Source organism: Paenibacillus chartarius (assembly GCF_042432825.1).
In the GTDB taxonomy this organism is placed as follows: domain Bacteria; phylum Bacillota; class Bacilli; order Paenibacillales; family NBRC-103111; genus Gordoniibacillus; species Gordoniibacillus chartarius.
Genome location: NZ_JBHLWN010000077.1, coordinates 193,951 through 214,978, shown reverse-complemented (window position 1 = coordinate 214,978; position 21,028 = coordinate 193,951). Strand labels below are relative to the sequence as shown.

Annotated in this window: 20 protein-coding genes; 19 read left to right on the top strand and 1 reads right to left on the bottom strand. The window is 57.4% G+C overall.

Translation table 11 applies throughout. The annotated features are described in order from the left end of the window. The first annotated feature begins 32 nt into the window (after positions 1 to 32). The 12 genes from dapB (at position 33) to ACFFK0_RS20630 (ending at position 12,411) form a co-directional block, all read left to right on the top strand. Positions 33 to 836, top strand: coding sequence for a 4-hydroxy-tetrahydrodipicolinate reductase (dapB, locus tag ACFFK0_RS20685; RefSeq protein ID WP_377472241.1), 804 nt, complete (start codon positions 33 to 35; stop codon positions 834 to 836). A 19-nt stretch (positions 837 to 855) separates the two neighbouring features. Then, complete coding sequence (locus ACFFK0_RS20680; RefSeq protein WP_377472240.1) at positions 856 to 1,284, top strand: methylglyoxal synthase; 429 nt, start codon at positions 856 to 858, stop codon at positions 1,282 to 1,284. 35 nt (positions 1,285 to 1,319) lie between these two features. Then, positions 1,320 to 2,018: a bacillithiol biosynthesis deacetylase BshB1 gene (gene bshB1 / locus ACFFK0_RS20675; protein WP_377472239.1), complete on the top strand. Its 699-nt coding sequence runs from the start codon at positions 1,320 to 1,322 to the stop codon at positions 2,016 to 2,018. A 39-nt stretch (positions 2,019 to 2,057) separates the two neighbouring features. Continuing rightward, positions 2,058 to 3,227, top strand: coding sequence for an N-acetyl-alpha-D-glucosaminyl L-malate synthase BshA (gene bshA / locus ACFFK0_RS20670; RefSeq protein ID WP_377472238.1), 1,170 nt, complete (start codon positions 2,058 to 2,060; stop codon positions 3,225 to 3,227). 23 nt (positions 3,228 to 3,250) lie between these two features. After that, positions 3,251 to 4,651, top strand: coding sequence for a CCA tRNA nucleotidyltransferase (locus ACFFK0_RS20665; RefSeq protein WP_377472237.1), 1,401 nt, complete (start codon positions 3,251 to 3,253; stop codon positions 4,649 to 4,651). 46 nt (positions 4,652 to 4,697) lie between these two features. Then, positions 4,698 to 5,666: a biotin--[acetyl-CoA-carboxylase] ligase gene (locus ACFFK0_RS20660; RefSeq protein WP_377472236.1), complete on the top strand. Its 969-nt coding sequence runs from the start codon at positions 4,698 to 4,700 to the stop codon at positions 5,664 to 5,666. A 327-nt stretch (positions 5,667 to 5,993) separates the two neighbouring features. Continuing rightward, positions 5,994 to 6,851 carry a 3-methyl-2-oxobutanoate hydroxymethyltransferase gene (gene panB / locus ACFFK0_RS20655; protein WP_377472235.1) on the top strand — a complete coding sequence of 286 codons (858 nt, stop codon included), beginning with the start codon at positions 5,994 to 5,996 and terminating at the stop codon, positions 6,849 to 6,851. 17 nt (positions 6,852 to 6,868) lie between these two features. Continuing rightward, positions 6,869 to 7,744 (top strand): pantoate--beta-alanine ligase, encoded by an 876-nt coding sequence (gene panC, locus ACFFK0_RS20650; RefSeq protein WP_377472233.1) that lies wholly within the window; start codon positions 6,869 to 6,871, stop codon positions 7,742 to 7,744. A gap of 6 nt (positions 7,745 to 7,750) precedes the next feature. Continuing rightward, on the top strand, positions 7,751 to 8,134 hold the full coding sequence (gene panD / locus ACFFK0_RS20645) for an aspartate 1-decarboxylase (RefSeq protein ID WP_377472232.1): 384 nt from the start codon (positions 7,751 to 7,753) through the stop codon (positions 8,132 to 8,134). 100 nt (positions 8,135 to 8,234) lie between these two features. After that, a complete protein-coding gene (locus tag ACFFK0_RS20640) occupies positions 8,235 to 8,855 on the top strand; it encodes a tetratricopeptide repeat protein (protein ID WP_377472231.1) in 621 nt (206 codons plus the stop codon). Between the two features lie 69 nt (positions 8,856 to 8,924). Next, complete coding sequence (locus ACFFK0_RS20635; protein ID WP_377472230.1) at positions 8,925 to 11,807, top strand: ATP-dependent DNA helicase DinG, 3'-5' exoribonuclease type; 2,883 nt, start codon at positions 8,925 to 8,927, stop codon at positions 11,805 to 11,807. Further along, positions 11,794 to 12,411, top strand: a complete 618-nt coding sequence (locus ACFFK0_RS20630) for a redox-sensing transcriptional repressor Rex (RefSeq protein ID WP_377472229.1) — start codon at positions 11,794 to 11,796, stop codon at positions 12,409 to 12,411. The genes ACFFK0_RS20635 and ACFFK0_RS20630 overlap by 14 nt, the downstream gene beginning before the upstream one ends. A 70-nt stretch (positions 12,412 to 12,481) precedes the next feature. On the opposite strand, the gene ACFFK0_RS20625 is transcribed toward ACFFK0_RS20630, so the two are convergent. Further along, entirely contained in the window at positions 12,482 to 13,102 is a 621-nt protein-coding gene (locus ACFFK0_RS20625) for a DUF47 domain-containing protein (protein WP_377472228.1), read from the bottom strand. 144 nt (positions 13,103 to 13,246) lie between these two features. Here ACFFK0_RS20625 and ACFFK0_RS20620 point away from each other — a divergent pair, with 144 nt between their 5' ends. The 7 genes from ACFFK0_RS20620 (at position 13,247) to asnS (ending at position 21,002) form a co-directional block, all read left to right on the top strand. Beyond that, a complete protein-coding gene (locus tag ACFFK0_RS20620; protein WP_377472227.1) occupies positions 13,247 to 14,545 on the top strand; it encodes an amidohydrolase in 1,299 nt (432 codons plus the stop codon). A 9-nt stretch (positions 14,546 to 14,554) separates the two neighbouring features. Further along, positions 14,555 to 15,049: a cell wall elongation regulator TseB-like domain-containing protein gene (locus tag ACFFK0_RS20615; RefSeq protein WP_377472226.1), complete on the top strand. Its 495-nt coding sequence runs from the start codon at positions 14,555 to 14,557 to the stop codon at positions 15,047 to 15,049. A 196-nt stretch (positions 15,050 to 15,245) separates the two neighbouring features. Further along, entirely contained in the window at positions 15,246 to 15,779 is a 534-nt protein-coding gene (locus ACFFK0_RS20610; RefSeq protein WP_377472225.1) for a hypothetical protein, read from the top strand. After that, positions 15,772 to 17,283: an AAA family ATPase gene (locus ACFFK0_RS20605; protein WP_377472224.1), complete on the top strand. Its 1,512-nt coding sequence runs from the start codon at positions 15,772 to 15,774 to the stop codon at positions 17,281 to 17,283. The genes ACFFK0_RS20610 and ACFFK0_RS20605 overlap by 8 nt, the downstream gene beginning before the upstream one ends. Positions 17,284 to 17,494: 211 nt before the next feature. Continuing rightward, positions 17,495 to 18,370 (top strand): 3-hydroxyacyl-CoA dehydrogenase family protein, encoded by an 876-nt coding sequence (locus ACFFK0_RS20600; protein WP_377472223.1) that lies wholly within the window; start codon positions 17,495 to 17,497, stop codon positions 18,368 to 18,370. Then, complete coding sequence (locus ACFFK0_RS20595) at positions 18,367 to 19,620, top strand: acetate/propionate family kinase (protein ID WP_377472222.1); 1,254 nt, start codon at positions 18,367 to 18,369, stop codon at positions 19,618 to 19,620. Before ACFFK0_RS20600 ends, ACFFK0_RS20595 begins: the two co-directional genes overlap by 4 nt. Positions 19,621 to 19,700: 80 nt before the next feature. Continuing rightward, positions 19,701 to 21,002, top strand: a complete 1,302-nt coding sequence (asnS, locus tag ACFFK0_RS20590) for an asparagine--tRNA ligase (protein ID WP_377472221.1) — start codon at positions 19,701 to 19,703, stop codon at positions 21,000 to 21,002. Positions 21,003 to 21,028: the final 26 nt, after the last annotated feature.

The following is a 21,028-nucleotide window of genomic DNA, read 5'->3' as shown; positions in this document are numbered from 1 at the left end:
TTCAATGGATACAAGGGAAGGTGCACCACTATATGTCACAAGCTATTCGTGTCGCAGTAGCAGGAGCAAGCGGACGCATGGGGCGGGAAGTCGTTAAGCTCGTATTGACGGATCCGGATTTGGAATTGGCAGCAGCCATAGCCCGCTCGGCGGGGCCTGTGGATGCCGGAAGGATGGTCGGGCTCGAGGAGTGCGGCATCTATGTAACGGCGGATTTGGGGCAGGCGCTCGCCGAGACGAGGCCGGATGTGCTCGTTGATTTTACGACGCCGCAAGCGGCAATGCCGAATACGGAGTTGGCCATTCAGTACGGCGTACGGCCGGTAATGGGTACAACCGGCTTTACGCCGGAGCAAATTGCCGAACTGGACAAGCAGTGCCGGGAGAAGGGCATCGGCGGGCTGATTGCGCCGAATTTCTCCATCGGAGCGATTCTGATGATGCGGTTCGCCGCGCAGGCTGCGAAGTATTTCCCTCATGTGGAAATTATTGAAGCGCACGGCGACCAGAAGCTGGACGCGCCTTCGGGGACGTCGATCAAGACGGCCGAGCTGATAGCGCAAAACCGGCAGGAGCTGAAGCAGGGCAACCCGAACGAGCACGAAATTTTGGAAGGAGCGCGCGGCGGCTATTATAACGGCTTCCGGATTCACAGCGTGCGGCTGCCGGGCGTATTCGCACAGCAGGAAGTGATGTTCGGCGCTTTCGGACAGTCGCTGAAAATCCGCCACGACTCGTATGAACGGGCCGGTTATATGCCGGGCGTCAAAGTCGCCGTACAGAAGGTGATGGAGACGACGGGCATGGTGTACGGCTTCGAGCATTTTCTTGATTAACGGAAAAGGGGTACGGGGGATGAGCATACATATCGCACTAATCGCGCATGACCGAAAGAAGGAAGAGATGGTCGATTTCGTCATCGCTTATGAGCAGGTACTGCAGGGTAACCACTTGTATGCAACAGGGACAACGGGACAGCGTATTATGGACAACACGGAATTAACCGTTCATCGCTTTATGTCGGGGCCGCTCGGTGGCGACCAGCAGATCGGCGCGCTTATTGCCGAGAATAAGATGGATCTCATTATATTCCTGAGGGATCCGCTGATGGCGCAGCCGCACGAGCCGGATATTACGGCGCTGCTGAGGCTTGCGGACGTGCACGGCATTCCGGTGGCGACGAATTTGGCGACGGCCGAGCTGCTTATTAAAGCGCTGGAGCGAGGCGACCTGGGCTGGCGCGAGCTGGTAGAGAAGTACAAGCCGGGACTTGGGCCGGCGTAAAAGCCATTTACGCAGGAACGGAAGGAGCGTCGATCATGGAAATCCAGGAAGGGCTCGACATACTGGCCTTCGGTGCTCACCCCGACGATGTCGAAATCGGCATGGGCGGTACGATGGCGAAGCATGCGGCGGCCGGACGCAAGGTCGGCATATGCGACTTGACGTATGCGGAGCTGTCCTCGAACGGGACACCGCTGCTTCGCCAGCAGGAAGCTTCCGAGGCTTCCGGCATTTTGGGGCTTGCGATGCGGTCGAATTTAGGCATGCCGGATCGGGGGCTGCGAGGAGATCAAGCGCAGATCGATGCGATCGTCCGCGAGCTCAGGCTGCGCAGACCCCGCGTCGTATTCGCACCGTATTGGGAAGACCGTCATCCGGATCACGTTCGATGCTCTCAGCTCGTACAGGAGGCGCTGTTCAACGCGAAGCTCCGCAAGTATATGCCGGAGCTGCCGGCGGTGAACGTTGAACACGTTTATTTTTATTTTATCAACGATGTAGCCGCTGCCGACGTAATGGTGGACGTCTCGGACGTGTACGAGAAGAAGCTTGCTTCGCTTCGAGCGTATCGCTCGCAATTCGAACGGACCGGGTCCGACACGGTGCAAACGCCGCTGAACCAAGTCTATGTAGAGCGGGTTGAGGCGCGCGACCGGCTGCTCGGACAGAAGCGCTCGGTGCCGTATGCCGAAGGCTTCGTGTCGAAAGCGCCGCTGTTGATCGGGCTGTTTTGACCTGCCGGCGGCTTAGTACGTTTGGATGGAGGCACTCGGGTGAATGATAGAATCAAGATAGGCATTACGTGTTATCCGACGCTTGGCGGGTCGGGAGTCGTTGCGACCGAGCTGGGGAAAATTTTGGCGGAGCGCGGCCACGAAGTGCATTTCATTACACACAGTATGCCGTTTCGGCTGGGACGATTCGATCGCAACATTTTTTATCATGAGGTGGAGGTCAGCGATTACTACGTCTTCCGCTACCCGCCGTACGATTTGTCGCTGGCTAGCAAGCTGGCGCAGGTCGCCCAGATGCAGAAGCTGGACCTGCTGCACGTTCATTATGCGATTCCGCATGCGGTATGCGCACTGCTGGCGAAACAGATGGTCGGCGAGCAGCTGAAGGTCGTAACGACGCTTCACGGAACGGACATAACGGTGCTCGGACAAGACGCTTCGATCAGCGACCTGATTCGGTATGCGATCAACAATAGCGATGCGGTAACGGCCGTATCGCAGGATTTGATTCGGGAGACGGTGGAATCGCTCGATATCGTACGTCCCATCGACCTTGCGTACAATTTTGTGGACAAGCGGGTGTACTATCCGCGCGACGTCGGCGAGCTGCGGCTCGATTATGCCCGTCCGGATGAGAAGCTGCTGATCCATATTTCGAATTTCCGGCCGGTGAAGAGGGTAACCGACGTCGTCGACGTGTTTGAGAAGGTGCAGCGGGAGGTTCCGGCCAAGCTGCTGTTTGTCGGCGAAGGTCCGGACCTGCCGAAGGTAATGGCTAGAGTGCGTGAATTGGACTTGACGGAGAAGGTAATATTCGCCGGCAAGCAGGACGACGTGGCGCAAATTATCTCTTTGGCGGATTTAATGGTGCTGCCTTCGGAGAAGGAAAGCTTCGGTCTCGTCGCCTTGGAGGCGATGGCTTGCGGGGTGCCGACCGTCGGCTCGAATGCGGGCGGCATTCCGGAGCTCGTCACGCATGGCGAAGCCGGCTTCCTCGCCGCCATCGGCGATACCGAGTCGATGGCCGCCTATGCGGTCAAGCTGCTGCAGGACGAGGCGCTGTATGCCCGTGTACGGGAGGCATGCTTGCATCGGGCGCGGTACACGTTCTGCAACGACCGGATTACGCGACAATACGAGGAGATTTATTACCGTGTGCTGGGGCGCGAGCTGCCGGAATCGATCCGGGAGCAACAATTGGATTGCTAGTTTGCTGGTAAGGAGATTCGCTTGTGAGTAATGAGTACGAGATGGAGCGCGGCGCTCACGCTGTGCTGCGGACACTGACGGGAGCAGGTTATGAAGCGGTTCTCGTCGGCGGCTGCGTGCGCGACCGCTGGCTCGGACTTCCGGTAAAAGATATGGACATTGCGACATCCGCGCTGCCCGAGCAGGTGATGTCGCTTTTTGCGCATACGGTGCCGACCGGTCTGCAGCACGGTACGGTGACGGTCATACCGGAGAGGGGCGGTCCCGCGTTCGAAGTGACGACGTTCCGAACGGAAGGGGACTACGCCGATTATCGCCGCCCGGAAACCGTCGAGTTCGTGACGAGTCTAGACGCGGACTTGCAGCGCCGCGACTTTACGATGAATGCGATGGCGGAATATGCGGACGGGCGGCTGTACGATCCGTATGGCGGGCGGGACGACCTCGGCCGCGGCGTTCTGCGCTGCGTCGGCGAAGCGCGGGAGCGGTTCGGCGAAGACGCGCTGCGCATGCTGCGGTGCGTCCGGTTTGCGGCCGCTTACGGCCTCGAGATCGAGGCCGGCACGTGGGCCGCGCTGCAGGAGCAGGCGCCGCTGCTCCGGCATGTCGCGATGGAGCGGTGCCGCGCCGAGCTCGAGCGCATGGTCGAGGGCCGCGCACCGGTGCGTTCGCTGCAGCTGCTCGCGGAGAGCGGTCTGTGGCGGCACTTCAAGGTGCCGACCGGCGTCGATTGGGGCCGCGGGAGCGAGCTGGCCGGAGGGAGCGCCGGCTCAGGCGCCCCAAATGAGCAGCACCGGCCGGACGAGCCGGGAAAGGACGTTAGGCCGCCGGTACCGGCGGCTGCGATTCGGTCGGCCGGCCACGAGGCCGATGCGGGAGCGCGCGGCTTGGAGGCGCGCTGGACGAAGCTGGAGGAGCCCGAAACGAAGTGGGCGCTGCTGTGGACGCTGCTTGGCGTGGACAGCGACGCATCGCTGCAGGCGATGCAGGCGCTGGTGTTCGCCAAGAGGCGCATGGAGGCCGTCGGGGCCGTGCTGGCCTGCGACGCCACACTCGCGCAGCAGGCGGCTGCGGACGCCGAGTCCGTGCGCGCTGCGTGGGTGCGAGCGGCGCTTCGCTACGGCGTGCAGGCGCTGCGGCGCTGGCTGGCGCTCCGCGCAGCCGCCGCGCCGCCGGACGGACCGCAGCGCGAGGCGCTGCACAGCGGCGCAGTATGGCTGGCTGCGCTGCCGGCGGCCACCCTGCAGGAGCTCGCCGTCGGCGGTGCGGACGTGCAGGCGGCGCTCGGCGAGCGCGGCGGCCCATGGCTCGGCGAGCTGCTGCACAAGCTGCTCGTGCGCGTGGCGCTCGGCGAGCTGCGGAACGAGCGTGAGCCGCTGCTGACCGAGGCCCGAAGGCTCCGCGAGCAGCAGCGTTCTAGCTAGAGCAATAGGGGCATAACTCCAATCACGATGGGAGATCGGGCGCGCGATGAAAGATCGTATATTAGGCATTATGGAAGAGCACCGCGGCGGGTTTGTATCCGGCGGCGAGCTCAGCCGTAGACTTGACGTATCGAGAACCGCCGTGTGGAAGCATATCGAAGCGCTTCGTCAAGAGGGGTACGCATTTGAAGCGGTACCGAAGCGCGGCTACCGTCTTGTGCAGACGCCCGACAGGATCAAGGCCGACCGGCTGCAGGGACTGCTCCGGACGAAATCGTTCGGCCGAAGGCTGCACATCTTCGAAACGCTGGATTCGACGCAAACGAAGGCGCATGAGCTCGTCGCCGCCGGAGAGCCGGAAGGCACGCTGGTCATTGCCGAACAGCAGACGATGGGACGCGGGCGGATGGGCCGAAGCTGGCATTCGCCGCCGGGAACGGGCGTGTATATGACGCTGGTGCTGAAGCCGCGCATTCCGCTGCATTTTACGCCGCAGCTCACGCTGCTGGCCGCCGTGGCCCTAAACCGCGGCATTCAAAAGGTCGTCGACGTGCCGGTCATGATTAAATGGCCGAACGATCTGCTCATCGGCGGCAAAAAAATATCCGGCATCCTGCTCGAAACAAGTGCGGAGGACGAACGGCTCCGCTATATCGTTGCGGGCATGGGCATTTCGGTGAATTTGCAGCCCGACGATTATCCGCCCGAGCTGAAGGAACGGGCGACTTCGCTTGCGATCGAGTCGGGCCGACGCATCGATCGGGAGCAGCTGATCGCCTCCGTATTGGAGCAGTTCGAGCAGCTGTACGACTTGTACCACGAAGCCGGATTCGCTCCGATTCGCACGCTTTGGGAGGCGGGCTCGGCGTCGCTTGGCCGTACGGTCCGGGTTGCTTCGCCGCACGGCGAATTGGAGGGCGTAGCGGAAGCGCTGGACGAACACGGCGGACTTGTCGTGCGTTTGCCGGACGGGCAGCAGACCCGCATTTTTTCCGGTGAGGTCGAGCTGCGCTAAATGCGGACAAAGCCCCGTTCCAATCGGGCAGCCGAATGGTGAGCGACTTTCGATCCGTTTAACTCCCGGGGGGTATCTTTTTCCTGGGAGCTCTGCTATAATCGTGCCAAGAGGCGGTATCTTCTGGAACTGCACTCGGAGCACGTCGATTTTATGTGAAACTGCATAACGTATGTACGAAGAAGATTGTCGGATTCTGCTCTGAGCCGCAAGGACCGAGACAGAAAAGGTCAACGTCACGTTTCATGATGACCTTACTGCCCAATGAACCCTTACGGCTCGCGCTGGAAGGGTTTTTCTATTTTACTAGGGAAGCAGGGATGGCATATGCCAGGAGAAGCCCGCAAACCGGCCACGGTGTCCAAGCTGCGGAAGATGAAGCAGGATCGGCAGCCGATCGCGATGGTGACGGCTTACGACTACCCTTCGGCGAAGCTTGCCGAAGAAGCGGGAGCGGACATCGTTCTAGTCGGCGATTCGCTGGGGAATGTTGTGCTCGGATATGATACGACCATTCCAGTAACGCTGGAAGACATGCTTCATCATACGAAGGCGGTCACACGCGGCGCCAAGCAAACGTTCATTGTAACCGATATGCCGTTCTTGACATACCACGGAAGCATTGATGCGACGCTTCAGCATGCCGGCCGTCTGATGAGGGAAGGAATGCCGCAAGCGCTCAAGCTGGAAGGCGGAGCCGAGATCGCCCCAACCGTCCATACGCTGACTCAAGCCGGCATACCGGTGATGGGCCACCTCGGGCTAACCCCGCAATCGGTACACCAAATCGGCGGCTACAAGGTGCAAGGAAAAAGTGCGGAGCAGGCCCAAAAGCTGCTGCAGGACGCTCTTGCTTTGGAACAGGCCGGAGCGTTTGCCATCGTATTGGAGCTCGTCGTCGAGGATGTCGCCGAATGGATTTCCAAGCAGCTCGCGGTGCCGACAATCGGCATTGGCGCAGGCGCCGGCTGCGACGGACAAGTGCTGGTATTTCACGATTTGCTAAAGTATGACGCCGGCGGTCCGGCCAAGAAGTTCGTCCAAACGTACGCGAATATCGGCGAAACGATCCGCGGCGGCATTGCACAGTATGTAGAGGACGTCAAGCTGCGCAAATTTCCGCAGCAGAAGCATGCGTTTCAGGGCGACAACGAAACGTTGACGTCGTTATACGGCAAGTCCTAAGGAGGACCTAAGCACATATGGAAGTCATTCAAACGATTCAAGAGCTTCGCAGCCAGCTGAGCCCGCGGCGGGAGCAGGGCCGTACGATCGGGTTCGTGCCGACGATGGGCTATTTGCACGAAGGTCACCGCAGCTTGCTGGAGCGGGCCCGGGAGCAGTCGGACGTCGTTGTTTTGAGTATATTCGTCAACCCGCTGCAGTTCGGTCCGACCGAGGACTTCTCCCGCTACCCGCGGGATACGCAGCGGGATCTCGCCATCGCAGATGCCGCCGGCGCCGATTTGGTCTTCCTGCCGTCCGTGGCCGAAATGTATCCGACTCACCCGCCCCGCACGACGGTAACGGTGAACGGACCGGTGACATCGATTTTGGACGCGGTATCGCGTCCGGGACATTTTGACGGGGTCGCTACCGTAGTCAGCAAGCTGTTTCATATCGTCGAACCCGATTTCGCCTATTTTGGCATGAAGGACGCGCAGCAGGTAGCCGTTATTCGCCAGATGGTCGATGACCTGAACTTTCGCGTCACGATCGTTCCTTGCCCGACGGTGCGCGAAGAGGACGGACTCGCCAAGAGCTCCCGCAATGTGTATTTAAGCGCCGAGGAGCGGGCACAAGCGGTCGTGCTGTCGCAGGCGCTGCGCCTTGCCCAAGATTACGTCAACAATAGCAAAGACGCTATCGATATCGCCGGGCTGAAGCAGCTGATTGCATCGCATATCCGGACGGCGCCGCTCGCGGTCATTGACTACGCGGAAGCCGTAACATTTCCGGGCTTCGAACCGGTCGATTCCTGGTCGCCGAACGGCGGCTCCGACCTGATCGTCGCCCTCGCCGTAAAATTCGGTGCGACGCGATTGATCGACAATACGATAATTCCGAGAAAGGTGTGAGGAACCATGTTTCGTACGATGATGAAAGCGAAAATTCACCGCGCCACCGTCACGGAAGCGAATTTGAATTATATCGGCTCCATTACGATCGATCAGGACCTGATCGAGATGGTGGACATGCTGCCGAACGAAAAGGTCCAAATTGTCAACAACAACAATGGGGCCAGACTGGAAACGTATATCATCCCGGGGCCGCGCGGCTCGGGCGTCATTTGCTTGAACGGCGCCGCCGCAAGGCTGGTGCAGACGGGCGATACAATTATTATTGTATCGTATGCGTCCATGTCCGATGAGGAAGCCCGCCGTCACAAGCCCGTCGTCGCGATTATGGGAGAGGGCAACAAGGTGGTCCAGCTTCTCAAGGAAGAGGAGCATTCGACCGTTCTGTAATGCCGGCCTTCCCCATGCATGAAATGCGTGCCCGGAACACACAATGAGGAAAACGAAACTACAGGACGCAAGCAACTACGTGCAGGTGGGAGGAATGCCCGTGTTCAAGCATTTGTTCTCCACAATGAACGAAGTACTCGATGAGATTGCGAAGGAATATCCGACAGCCGCCGGGGCCAAGAAGCAGGAGCTGGACGATAAGCTGCAGGTCCTGAAGACGATGAGCGACGAGTTTATCGAGTCGTGGCTGCTGTTCGAAGAGAAAATGGGCACCGTACTGAAAACGAACGCCGATCCATCGACTTGGCTGCACAACAATTTGCTCGAACTGGATGCGTCAGCCCAGCAGTCGGAGCATTTTGCCCGCGGTCAAGGGTATTATAAGCTGCTGATGTACAAGGAAGCGATCCGGGAGTTCGAGGAGCTCGTGAAGGTCGAGCCGGATTTCTTGTTAGCCCGCATTTATTTGGCCATGGCGTATTTGCGCTTCGGCGATACGGCGGAAGCGTACCGGCATTTTCAATTTCTGCTGCCCCTTACCGATAACGAAAAAATGAAGGCGATCACGTACAATGCCATGGGCTGCATCCAGATGCACAATCAAAATGTCGCCAAAGCTTGCGAATATTTCAAGAAGGCGTATGCCAGCTCGCCGGAATGCGTCGAGCCGCTGCTTGCCGGCTGGCAGCCGATTCAGCACCATTGGGGAGAAGCTCCTTAGGCTGAAGCGCTATCCCTTTGCATCGAAATTTGGTATGCTAAGGGGAGCAAGCTGGGGAGAGGATGTACCATGAAATTTGCTGTGCTTGATTTCGAAACGACAGGCAGCGGACAAACGGACGATATTATCCAAGTCGGCCTGGTCATTATAGATGATTTTCAACTGACGAACAGGTATACCTCCTTGGTGGACCCGGGGACGCGTATACCTGCTTCTATTACGGCCCTAACGGGCATTACCGATGAGATGGTCAAGGATGCGCCTTCGCTTCACCAAGTGATGTCGGAGATGCAGCCGCTGCTCGAGGACGCCGTACTTGTAGGCCATAACGTCGCCTTTGACTTCGGGTTTCTTCAGCGAGCGCTCGCGCGAACCGGGTATCGACCGTTCGGCGGCCGCGTTCTGGATACGATGGAAGCGCTGCGTTTTCTATTCCCGGCGCTGTCCAGCCTGCAGCTGTCGGCAGTAGCCGGGTCGTTCGGGATCGACCATGAACGGCCGCATCAGGCGGACAGCGATGCCGAGGTAACGGCGGAGATTTGGCTTGTCTGCCTGCACAAGCTGCTGTCGCTGCCGCTTTTGACGGTGCAGCGTTTGAATCACCTGTTCGAAGGAACGGGTACGGACATGAGCTGGCTGCTGCAGGAGGTCGCCGCTTTTAAAGAGCAGCAGGCCGGAGCGGACCCGGAAGCGGGACGCTATTTCCGCCAGTTCACGCTAAATGTCGACAATTGGGACGAAGAGGAAGCGTTTCGCGACGAAGTCGAGGCGATGCAGCTGACACCCGATTTTGAAGAATTCATGGCCCAATTCAAAGATACGCTGCGCACCAAATTTGAAATTTACGAGGATCGTGCCGCACAAGAGCAAATGATCCGCGAGGTCGAGGAAGCGCTGAAGAGCGACAAGCATCTCATGATCGAGGCCGGTACGGGAACGGGAAAATCGCTCGGCTACCTTATTCCGGCCCTCTATTTCGGCATCAAAACCGACCGGAAGGTCGTCGTAAGCACGCATACGATCAACCTTCAGGAGCAGCTTCGGGACCGGGACATTCCGCTGCTGCAGGAGCTGTTTCCCGCCCGCTTCCGGGCGTCCGTCTTAAAGGGGCGCAGCCATTATTTGTGCCTTCGCAAGTTCGAGCACAAAATCAATGCGCAGGACTATGAGCCGATTAAGGAAGATATCCTGATTGCCGCTCAGATGATCGTGTGGCTGGGGGAAACCAAGCACGGCGACGAGGAAGAGCTGCACCTTCCGCAGCGCGGGGGAGCGTTCTGGCATACAGTGGCGAGCGATACGGATTCCTGCTTGAACCGCGCATGTCCGTGGTTCAAGAAGTGCTTCTATCATCGGGCAAGACATGAGGCCAATATTTCCGATCTTATTATTACGAATCATTCCCTCTTGTTTACCGATATGAAGGCGGAAAACCGGCTGCTGCCTGCGTATAAGCATCTTGTGATCGATGAGGCGCATCACTTCGAGGAAGTCGCCTCCAAGCATCTCGGCGTCGAGACTCCTTATTTCGGCGTCACCGGAACACTGCAGCGATTGTACAAGGACATTCGCAGCGGTCAATTGCCGACGCTGCAATTCCGGCTGCAGCAGCACGCCGGCGACGAACGGGCTGCCAAATGGCTCGAGACGGCTGAAGAGATGGGACCGAAGGCCGTGCGGGCGAAGGAGCAGTGGGATGCGCTATGCGAGAGGCTGTATGAGCTGCTGTCGGCGTCAAGCTCCGATCCGTCCCAATTCGAGAACGGACAGCTTGTGCTCCGTATCAAGCCCGAGTCGCCGCCTTCCGTATGGCCGGAGCTGCAAATTCTCGAAGATAACTTTTATTTGACGGTCACGGATATCGTGAAGCCGCTGGAGAAGCTGGTCGGCGAGCTGAAGGAGATGCAGGACGAATACGATGCGCAGAGCGTCGTAACCGACCTGAACGGAACGCTCAAGGAACTGTTCCGCTACCGCGACTCGCTGCGCTTCTTCATGCGGCTGCCGGATCCCGACTACGTATATTGGATGGAAGCCGGAGCCTATATGAAGAGCCGTTCGCTGACGCTGGTGAGCGTTCCGCACGACGTGAGCCCGCTGCTGCAGGAGCATTTTTTCGATACGAAAGACAGCATCGTGCTTACGTCCGCGACGCTGTCGGTCGATAAATCGTTCGACTATATGCGGGAACAGCTCGGTCTTTCGGCCGCATTCGAGGCGGAGAACGGGACGGATAAGCTGAAGACGGTTCAGCTGCCGTCGCCTTTCAATTACCGGAAGCAGGCGCTCGTCGTCATTCCGCGGGATTTCCCGAATATTAAAGGCGGAGCCGCCGGCGAAGCGATATTCGTCGATGCGCTGCTGAATTCTCTGGCCGAGGTGGCGCTCGTCACCCGCGGCCGCATGCTGGTGTTGTTCACATCTTCGCGGATGCTGAAGCAGGTGCATGCCGGCTTGAAGGAGCGGCTGCAGCCGCACGATATCGGCGTGCTCGGCCAAGGCGTCGACAGCGGCAACCGCAGCAAGCTGCTCCGGCAATTCCAGGACAGCCGCGCGGCGGTGCTTCTTGGCACGAGCTCGTTCTGGGAAGGCGTCGACATTCCGGGCGATGCGCTGAGCTGTTTGGCGATCGTTCGACTGCCGTTCCAGCCGCCGAATCATCCGCTAGCGGAAGCGAAGAGCGAACTCATCAAGAAAAACAACCAGAACCCTTTCATGAAGCTGTCGGTTCCGCAAGCGGTCATTCGCTTCAAGCAAGGCTTCGGGCGTCTTGTCAGACGAGCGTCTGACCGGGGCATCGTCATTATTTACGATACCCGCGTTCTCGAGACGAACTACGGCAAATATTTCTTGTATTCGCTGCCGGGGCCGAAGATCGAGCATATGCCGAGCAAGCAATTGACGGCGCGGATCCAAGAGTGGATGGAGGGGGAACGGGTTGAAAACACCTAAAATATCCGAAGCGGTCGTACGCAGACTGCCGATCTATTTGCGTCACCTTAACGAGCTGGCGATGAAGAACGTGCTGACCGTATCGTCACAGGATCTCGGGCAGAAGCTGGACCTGAATCCGGCTCAAATCCGCAAAGATCTTGCTTATTTTGGGGAATTCGGCAAGAAGGGCATCGGCTATGATGTCAACTACTTGATTGAGAAAATTCGGCAAATCTTGAAGCTCGACCGCCATATCCCGGTCGCCCTTGTCGGAGCGGGTAATCTCGGCCGTGCGCTGTGCAATTATAATATTTATTTGCGGGAAGAGATGAAGATCGTCGCCGTGTTCGACGCATCCCCATCCAAGTGGGGAGAGACGATTAACAATTTGACGGTACAGCCGATGTCGGAGCTGGTGGAGACGATCGCCCGGCTCGGCGTTCGGATCGGGATTATTACAGTGCCGGCGGCCGAAGCGCAAAATGTGGCGAACAACTTCGTCGCTGCCGGCGTAGAGGCAGTGCTCAATTTTGCCCCGATCGTCATTAAGGTGCCCAGTGAAGTGCGTGTGCATCATGCGGATTTCACGGCCGAGCTGCAGAGCCTGGCGTATTATTTGTAACAGCAATGACCCTCGTCGGCCGAAGAGCCGATGAGGGTCATTTTGTCATGATTCGTCCGGCTGGAACATGCTACGAATACCGCAGCACAACGCTGTTCAGCACATCGGCTACATCTTCGCATGCATCCGTCGTTTGTTCCATTCGTTCATAAAGCTCTTTCAGCTTGAAATCGTTGTACGGGTCCGTCGGATTTGTGAAAATTTCGCGGATACCTTCGCGCATCAGCTTGTCGCCCTCATGTTCCAGAACGTGAAGCTGGACGCTGTGCTCCGATATTTGCAGCCACTTCTTGTTGGAAAGCAGCTTGAAGGAGTCGAGAATGTGTTGGCAGGCGTTGACAATAATAATCGAATATTGCTGCATGTACGGATTTTTCATTTGAATGTTCAAATAGTCGAAACGGGCCAGCGTCGCTTCGATGCCGTCGATGACGCTGTCGAGCCGGGACGCCAGCTCCATGATATCGCTTCGTTCGAGCGGTGCCGGCATTTTCAGGCTGAGCCCTTTCAAAATTTCGTGAGTAATTTCGTCGCCTTTGTGCTCCAGCTGCATCATGGCGTCCAAATGATGTACCGGCCCCGCTTCGCCCATCATCGCTTCGCGAAACAAATGGGCGGCATGCAGACAGTTTTCCGCCGCCATTATGAGTAACGACATGAAGTCGGTTTCTTGGCGCTGAAACAATTTCATGAATATCCCTCCCTAACTCTTGCACACACTACTAGTTTATAATCCGGGTTTCCGGAGTATGATTGCTTCGCCTTGATTTTCGCAAGTTTCCGTTGTACATTGAGGTGGATGCATTCTACTTCGGCATATGGAAGGAAATAAGAGATGAGTACAACAATCATTGTTAACGGAATTTTCGTGACGGCGAACGAAGCCGATACGATTGTGCACGGCTGCATGGTATTTGAAGACGATCAAATTACATATATCGGCGAGAAGGCCCCTCTGCCGCTGGAGCAGTACGACCATGTCATTGACGGAAGCCGCAAGCTGTATATGCCGGGATTGGTCAATACGCACGGCCATGCGGCGATGTCGCTGCTGCGCGGCTACGGCGACGATCTGGCGCTGCAGATTTGGCTGGAAGAGAAAATGTGGCCGATGGAAGCCAAGTTCACCTCCGAGGATGTGTACTGGGGCACCTCGTTGTCGGTATTGGAAATGATCAAGAGCGGGACGACGTCGTTCGTCGACATGTATGATCATATGGATCAGGTGGCCGACGTCGTGCGGCAGTCCGGCATTCGCGGCTCGCTGACGCGCGGGGTCATCGGGCTGTGTCCGGCTGACATTCAGGAGCACAAGCTGCAGGAAGCGATCCGTTTCGCCCGCGACTGGAACGGCGAAGCGGACGGGCGCATCACGACGATGATCGCCCCTCACGCGCCTTATACGTGCCCGCCCGATTACATCGAGCGATTCGTACAGGCGGCGCACGACCTCGATTTGCCGATCCACACGCATATGTCGGAAACGGCCCGGGAAGTGCAAGCGAACGTCGAGCAGTACGGCGCGCGGCCGGTGGAGCATCTGGAAAAGCTCGGCGTATTTACAAGACCGACGCTCGTCGCTCACGGCGTTCATTTGACGGATGAAGAAATAGCTACACTGGCCCGCTATGATGTGCGCGTGTCGCACAATCCGGGCAGCAACCTGAAGCTGGCCAGCGGCATTGCCCGCGTTGTCGATTTGATGAAGGCCGGAGTGAAGGTGTCGCTTGGCACGGACAGCTCGGCTAGCAACAATAATCTCGACATGTTCGAGGAAATGAGGCTTGCTGCGCTCATTCATAAAGGAGTTTCCGGCGATCCGGTGGCCGTGCCTGCGCGTACGGCGCTGCGGATGGGTACGGCGATCGGCGCCGAGTCGATTTGGCTGCCTCATACCGGTGTGCTCGAAGCGGGCCGGAAGGCTGATTTCATTGCGATTAATATCGATCAGCCGCATTTCTTCCCCCGCACCGATATGATCTCGCATATCGTTTACTCCGCCGCGGGGCAGGACGTGTCCGACATGTGCGTGAACGGACGCTGGGTGATGAAGGAACGAAGCGTGCTGACGTTGGATGAGGAGCGGATTCAGCACGAGTTTTCCCGCCGCTTCGAGGCTCTGGTAGCAAGGTAAGGTGAGCTTATGAGCAAACGGACCGGGCGCATATGGGCATTCGGGATTTTCTCTTTTGCGATTTTGATCATTATGCTGATCCGCTTCTTCTATGGCATTCAGCGCGATCATTGGGCGGAGCGGGACGATGCCGTTCGGATAGCCGCCTCGCAGGCCGGCCTCGTGACTATTGAAAGTGTAGCGGCGTTTAACGGCAGCGAGGCGTACAAGACGGTCATCGGCACCGATGCTCAAGGAGAGAAGCTTGTCGTTTGGATAGGCCCGGACGGCCCTCATGCCGAGAAAGCGTCGAGCGGAATCAGTGCCGATCAAGCGAAGGAGGCGCTGCTGGCGCGATCGCCGGGAGTCGAGGTGCTGCGGGTAGTGCCGGGCAAGCTGAACGACGATTTTGTATGGGAGTTGTTTTACCGCAGGCATGAAAACGGCAAGGACCGTTACTTGTACGATTACGTCAAGTTTGCCGACGGCGCTCATATCGATACGTACCGACTCAGCCTCAATTAGAGGCTGAGTTTTTTTGCATTCCATGGGCTCCGGCATGACGCCCGGCTTGCTTCCATGGCTCGCCTTCCACTCATTACATCCCCTATGCGTATATACGATGTGATATACTCTTTATACAGATTGCGAGACATACTTTGAGTGCATGGATGATTCCGATCATGATCATAATTTGAAAAAAAGAAAGGGGGACGCTGCTGTGAAATTGCGTCTCTTGCCTATCGTAGTCAGTGTCGCCGTATCGTCCGTAGTCTTGTTTGGCGGCTGGTTCGGTTATCATAGCTTTGCCATGGAAAATCCGATGAAAGCGATCGTTGAGCAAATCCCCGGCGTATCCGACGCCCAGATGCAGCTGAAGCGCGACGAAGTCCAAGTGTCGCTGCGGCTCGGATCCGGAGCTTCGCTGCGGGAAGTGTATCAGACGATCGAGACGAAGGGTGCTTCCATTATCGGCGACCGTAAGGTCAACGTCGAAGTGACGAATGAGACTTCCCCGGAAATCGACCGTTGGTGGTCGTCTGCCTTGTTCGACGTTGCGCAGGCGATGGAGACGAAACAGTATGCCGACATTCCGAAGGTGCTGGAGCAGCACAAGTCGTCGCTGCCGGGTTTGACGGTCTTGACGGAGATGGATGACGATAACGTCTATGTGCAGCTGTCGGACGGTGAGAAGAGCAAGTACGTCATCCTGCCGAGAGTTGCGCCGAAGTTGGGGGTGTTTGTGAATGGGTAAGTTCGGTAAAGAAATATTGATCGGTATTGTGCCGGTGTTGATCGCATTCTTGATTTTTGTAGGAGTGAACGTCGTTCCGCTCGTCCTGATGACGGTCGTCGGCGTGTCGCTGTTCTTCATGGCGCGGGCCCGCGGCGGCTTCGGCGTCGGCGGGAGCGGCAGCAGCGGAGGCAGTAAAACGAAAGCAAAGGCGCCGTCGTTCTTAACGTTCGAACAGATTGGCGGACAGGACCGGGCGAAGAAGGAATTGATGGAGGCGCTTGATTTTATCGTGAAGCATGAACAGATCGCCAAGCTGGGCATTCGTCCGCTGAAGGGCATGCTGCTCACAGGTCCTCCGGGAACGGGCAAGACGCTCATGGCGAAAGCCGCGGCGCATTATACGAACTCGGTATTTCTGGCCGCTTCGGGCTCGGAGTTCGTTGAGATGTACGTCGGCGTCGGCGCCAGCCGGATCCGGGACTTGTTCCGCGAAGCACGGCAGAAGGCGGCGAAGGAAAACAAGGATAGCGCGATTATTTTCATCGATGAGATCGACGTCATCGGCGGCAAGCGCGACGGCGGACAGCACCGGGAGTACGATCAGACGTTGAACCAGCTCTTGACCGAGATGGACGGCATTCATACCGCGGAAACGCCTCGTATCCTGTTAATGGCCGCTACGAACCGGAAAGAGATGCTCGACAGCGCATTGCTTCGTCCAGGTCGCTTCGACCGTCATATTGAAGTCGACCTGCCGGACAAGAAGGGCCGTCTCGCCATCTTGAACATTCATGCCAAAAACAAGCCGCTTGCGGATGACGTAAATTTGGAGCTCATAGCGGAGCAAACGTTCAGCTTCTCCGGCGCGCATCTCGAAAGCGTACTGAACGAAGCGGCCATCTATGCGATGCGCGACGAGTCCGAGACGATCAGCCAGAAGCATCTGACGCTGGCGATCGACAAGGTAATGATGGGCGAGAAGACGGACCGCGAGACGAATAACGAGGAGCGCAGCCGGGTCGCTTATCACGAGCTTGGCCATGCCATCGCTGCGGAGCTGCTGCGCCCTGGCTCGGTATCGCAGGTGTCGCTCAGTCCGCGAGGGAAGGCGCTCGGTTTCGTCCGCCACAACCCTCAGCAGGATCAATATTTGTATACGAAGGAGTACTTGGAGCAGCAGATCATGGTCGCTCTTGCCGGCTCCGCAGCCGAGGAAATGTTCTACGGAGGCCGTTCGACCGGCTCGCGCAACGACTTCGAGCAAGCTTTGAATTTGGTGCACAACATGATGGATTGCGGACTGACGTCGCTTGGCATTATTGACCGAAACATGGTGACAAAGGAAGAGCTGATGAAGGAAAATGCGGCGATTCTCGAGGATTTGACGAATCGTACGCGCGCCTTGCTGGAGCAGTACCGCAGCGTGTTTGAGCAGTGCCTCGATATTTTGATCCGGGAAGAAGTGTTGTCCGGCGGGGAATTCCGTACGCTGTTGAACGATAAACGTCAGGACGCTGCATAAAAGTCCGCTTGATTTCAAAAAAACAGTCCGTGACACGGGCTGTTTTTTCATGTTAAGCGAGGCGTAAGCTCCGTTCTCTTGCTGCCGTGACCAATCACACAATGGCGAGCGGCACAAACGTACATAATAATGTGAAACGGATGTTGAAAACGTGTATGATTAATGGTGGATTATTCAATTACTACTTGCAGGCGAAGGGGTGATGGCCGCCATGGATATGAAAAAAATCGGCGTGATCGGCGGCGGGACGATGGGCCAGGGCATTGCGGAAATGCTCGCGGGTAAAGGGCTGGACGTCGTTCTAGTGGAGAAAACGCAGGAGAAGCTCGATCTCGCGTCGCAGATGATCCAGTATGCGCTGGACAAGCAGCTGGAAAAATGGGCGATTACGGAAGCGGAGAAGAAGCTGCTGCTCAGCAGGATTCATATGACGCTCGATTTGAAGGCCGTGTCCGGCTGCCATATGGTGATCGAAACGATCAGCGAAGATCTTGAAGCGAAGAAGGCGGTGCTCGGCGAGCTCGATTGGATTTGCCGCCCGCCGATCATTATCGCCTCCAATACGTCGACGCTCAGCTTGACGGAGCTGGCCGAATCTATCCGCTCCCCGGAGCGGGTCATCGGTTTGCATTTCATATATCCGGTGTCGAAAATTCATCTCGTTGAAATTATTCGCGCGATCAAGACGTCGGAGGAGACTTATGAGAAGGCGAAGCATTTCGTTGAAGAGACGATCCAGAAGACCGGCATCCAGGTATACGAATCCCCGGGCTTCGTATCGACGCGGCTTATCTGCACACTTATCAACGAGGCGATGCACACGCTCGCGGAAGGAGTAGCGACAGCGCAGGATATCGATTCCGCGATGCGGATCGGATACGACTTCGGCTACGGTCCGCTAGAGATGGCCGACCGGTTCGGTCTTGATTCGGTCTTGGCGGCTCTGAACCGGATGTTTCTCGAGTTTGGGGATATTAAATACCGGCCCTCTTTCCTGCTGAAGCAGATGGTGCGCGCAGGGCGGCTCGGAACGAAGACGGGCGAAGGATTTTTCCGTTACGATAAGGATGGTGACCGGCTGTCATGAACATACTCGTCATTAACGCAGGAAGCTCGTCGCTGAAGTATCAGCTGTACGATATGCGCGATGAGTCGGTGCTGGCCAAAGGGAAGGTGGAGCGGATCGGCATGGATTCCGCCATCTTGTCGCATGAACCGTCCGGTAAAAATGAAGTGCGCGAGGTCAGCGAAATATTGGAGCATACGACGGCCATCCGCAAGGTGCTGGGCATGCTGATTCATCCCGAGCACGGTGTCCTGGAGCGAATCGAAGATGTCCATGCGGTCGGGCACCGCGTCGTGCACGGAGGAGAAGCGTTCTCTTCCTCGGTCATTGTCAATGAAGAAGTCAAGAGCCAAATCAAGCGTCTGTTCGACCTCGCGCCGCTGCACAATCCTGCGCACATGCTGGGTATCCAGGCCGTGGAGCAAAATTTGCCGAACGTACCTCAGGCAGTCGTATTCGATACGGCGTTTCACCAAACGATGCCGGCACATGCGTTCCTGTATGCGATTCCGATGGTGCTGTACCGCCGCCACAAAATTCGCCGATACGGCTTCCACGGCACATCCCATGCCTACGTAAGCGAGAGAGCCGCGCAATTCCTGGGCAAGCCATACGAGGAGCTGAAAATCGTGACGTGCCATATCGGCAACGGGGCGAGCTGCGCCGCGGTAATGAACGGCAAGTCGATCGATACGAGCATGGGCATGACGCCGCTGGAAGGTCTGATGATGGGAACTCGCAGCGGGGATATCGATCCGGCCGTCGTACCGTTTATTATGGCCAAAGAAGATTTGACGGTGAACGAGGTCAGCTCGATGCTGAACAAGCATTCCGGGCTGCTGGCCATCTCCGGTATTTCCAGCGATATGCGGGAAGTGACGGAAGCGATGCAGAGCGGCGATAAAATAGCCGGCTTCGCCTTCGACATGTTTACGTACAGAATACGTAAATATATCGGCGCCTACGCGGCGGCGATGAACGGCATTGACGCACTCGTATTTACGGCCGGCATCGGAGAAAATTCGGAAGCGGTGCGAAAGGCGGTTTGCAGCGGGCTGACCTTCCTCGGTCTCGAATTCGACGATGAACGGAACCGTACCGGCCGCGGGCAGGAAAGATTGATCTCTACGGACGCCTCCAAAGTGGCCGTCCTCGTTATCCCGACAAATGAGGAATGGATGATCGCTCGCGATACGTATGCGCTTGTAAGCGGCGGCGAGCCGCACGGGATAGCGGTAACGCCGGAGCAGGTGCCAAGCCGCGGCTCATGACATCCCGATACCGCGTGGTGTACAATAAAAAGCGTTACCCGCAACTAATAACGGCACTTCGAGGAGGCTGTTAACGAACGATGAGTACAGTTGTAAAGACGACGATCGGGGAAGCGAAGCATCATTTCGGCGAAACCGTAACGATCGGCTGCTGGCTGCACGGCAAACGGTCCAGCGGCAAAATTCAATTCCTGCAAGTTCGCGACGGGACGGGCTTCATGCAAGCCGTCGCGGTGAAGAACGAAGTCAGCGAAACGGTATGGGAAGCGGCTTCCCGCTTGACGCAGGAGAGCTCGCTGTACATAACCGGCGTTATCCGGGAAGATACGCGCAGCAAGATCGGTTATGAGATGACGGTCGAGAACGTGGAAATCATTCAAATCTCCACGGACTATCCGATCACGCCGAAGGAGCACGGCGTCGATTTTCTGATGGATCACCGCCATCTGTGGATCCGCTCGCCCCGCCAGCGGGCGATTCTCGTCATCCGGGCTCAAATTATCCGCGCGGTGCAGCAGTTTTTCGATGAGCGCGGCTTTCATCTCGTCGATCCGCCGATCTTAACGCCTTCTTCTTGTGAAGGAACGACGAATTTGTTCCATACGAAATATTTTGACGAGGACGCCTTCTTGACGCAGAGCGGTCAACTGTATATGGAAGCAGCGGCGATGGCGCTCGGCCGGGTCTATTCGTTCGGACCGACGTTCCGGGCCGAGAAATCGAAGACGCGCCGCCATCTGATCGAGTTCTGGATGATCGAGCCGGAGATGGCGTTCGTCGATCACGAGGAGAATCTGCAGGTGCAGGAGCAGTTCGTGGCGCATATCGTCCAGTCCGTATTGGAGAATTGCAAGAAGGAGCTCGAAACGCTGGAGCGGGATACGTCCAAGCTGGAGCAGGTGAAGGCGCCGTTCCCGCGCATTTCGTACGACGATGCGGTAAAGTTCCTGAACGACAACGGCTTCGAATTCGAATGGGGCGAAGATTTCGGAGCGCCGCATGAGACAGCGATTGCGCAAAGCTATGACAAGCCGGTGTTCATTACCAAATATCCGACTTCCTTGAAGGCGTTCTACATGAAGCCGGACCCGGAGCGTCCGGACGTCGTCTTGTGCGCGGATTTGATCGCCCCGGAGGGCTATGGGGAAATTATCGGCGGCAGCCAGCGCATCGACGATCCGGCATTGATGGAGCAGAGGTTTCAGGAGCACGAATTGTCGAAGGAAGCTTACCAATGGTACCTTGATCTGCGCAAATACGGTTCCGTTCCGCATTCCGGCTTTGGCCTCGGCCTTGAGCGTACCGTAGCCTGGATTTGCGGTCTCGATCATGTGCGGGAGACGATTCCGTTCCCGCGGCTGCTGTACCGGCTGTATCCGTAAAACTTGGTAAGGGAGAGGGGGGCCGC

Excerpts from the sequence above, each read along its gene's own strand:
- ACFFK0_RS20605 (WP_377472224.1), top strand. The coding sequence starts at position 15,772 with ATGGGTAAGTTCGGTAAAGAAATATTGATCGGTATTGTGCCGGTGTTG.
- ACFFK0_RS20680 (WP_377472240.1), top strand. The coding sequence starts at position 856 with ATGAGCATACATATCGCACTAATCGCGCATGACCGAAAGAAGGAAGAG.
- panC (WP_377472233.1), top strand. The coding sequence starts at position 6,869 with ATGGAAGTCATTCAAACGATTCAAGAGCTTCGCAGCCAGCTGAGCCCG.
- ACFFK0_RS20625 (WP_377472228.1), bottom strand. The coding sequence starts at position 13,102 with ATGAAATTGTTTCAGCGCCAAGAAACCGACTTCATGTCGTTACTCATA.
- panB (WP_377472235.1), top strand. The coding sequence starts at position 5,994 with ATGCCAGGAGAAGCCCGCAAACCGGCCACGGTGTCCAAGCTGCGGAAG.
- ACFFK0_RS20595 (WP_377472222.1), top strand. The coding sequence starts at position 18,367 with ATGAACATACTCGTCATTAACGCAGGAAGCTCGTCGCTGAAGTATCAG.
- ACFFK0_RS20660 (WP_377472236.1), top strand. The coding sequence starts at position 4,698 with ATGAAAGATCGTATATTAGGCATTATGGAAGAGCACCGCGGCGGGTTT.
- ACFFK0_RS20615 (WP_377472226.1), top strand. The coding sequence starts at position 14,555 with ATGAGCAAACGGACCGGGCGCATATGGGCATTCGGGATTTTCTCTTTT.
- ACFFK0_RS20600 (WP_377472223.1), top strand. The coding sequence starts at position 17,495 with ATGGATATGAAAAAAATCGGCGTGATCGGCGGCGGGACGATGGGCCAG.
- ACFFK0_RS20635 (WP_377472230.1), top strand. The coding sequence starts at position 8,925 with ATGAAATTTGCTGTGCTTGATTTCGAAACGACAGGCAGCGGACAAACG.
- bshB1 (WP_377472239.1), top strand. The coding sequence starts at position 1,320 with ATGGAAATCCAGGAAGGGCTCGACATACTGGCCTTCGGTGCTCACCCC.
- dapB (WP_377472241.1), top strand. The coding sequence starts at position 33 with ATGTCACAAGCTATTCGTGTCGCAGTAGCAGGAGCAAGCGGACGCATG.
- ACFFK0_RS20620 (WP_377472227.1), top strand. The coding sequence starts at position 13,247 with ATGAGTACAACAATCATTGTTAACGGAATTTTCGTGACGGCGAACGAA.
- panD (WP_377472232.1), top strand. The coding sequence starts at position 7,751 with ATGTTTCGTACGATGATGAAAGCGAAAATTCACCGCGCCACCGTCACG.
- asnS (WP_377472221.1), top strand. The coding sequence starts at position 19,701 with ATGAGTACAGTTGTAAAGACGACGATCGGGGAAGCGAAGCATCATTTC.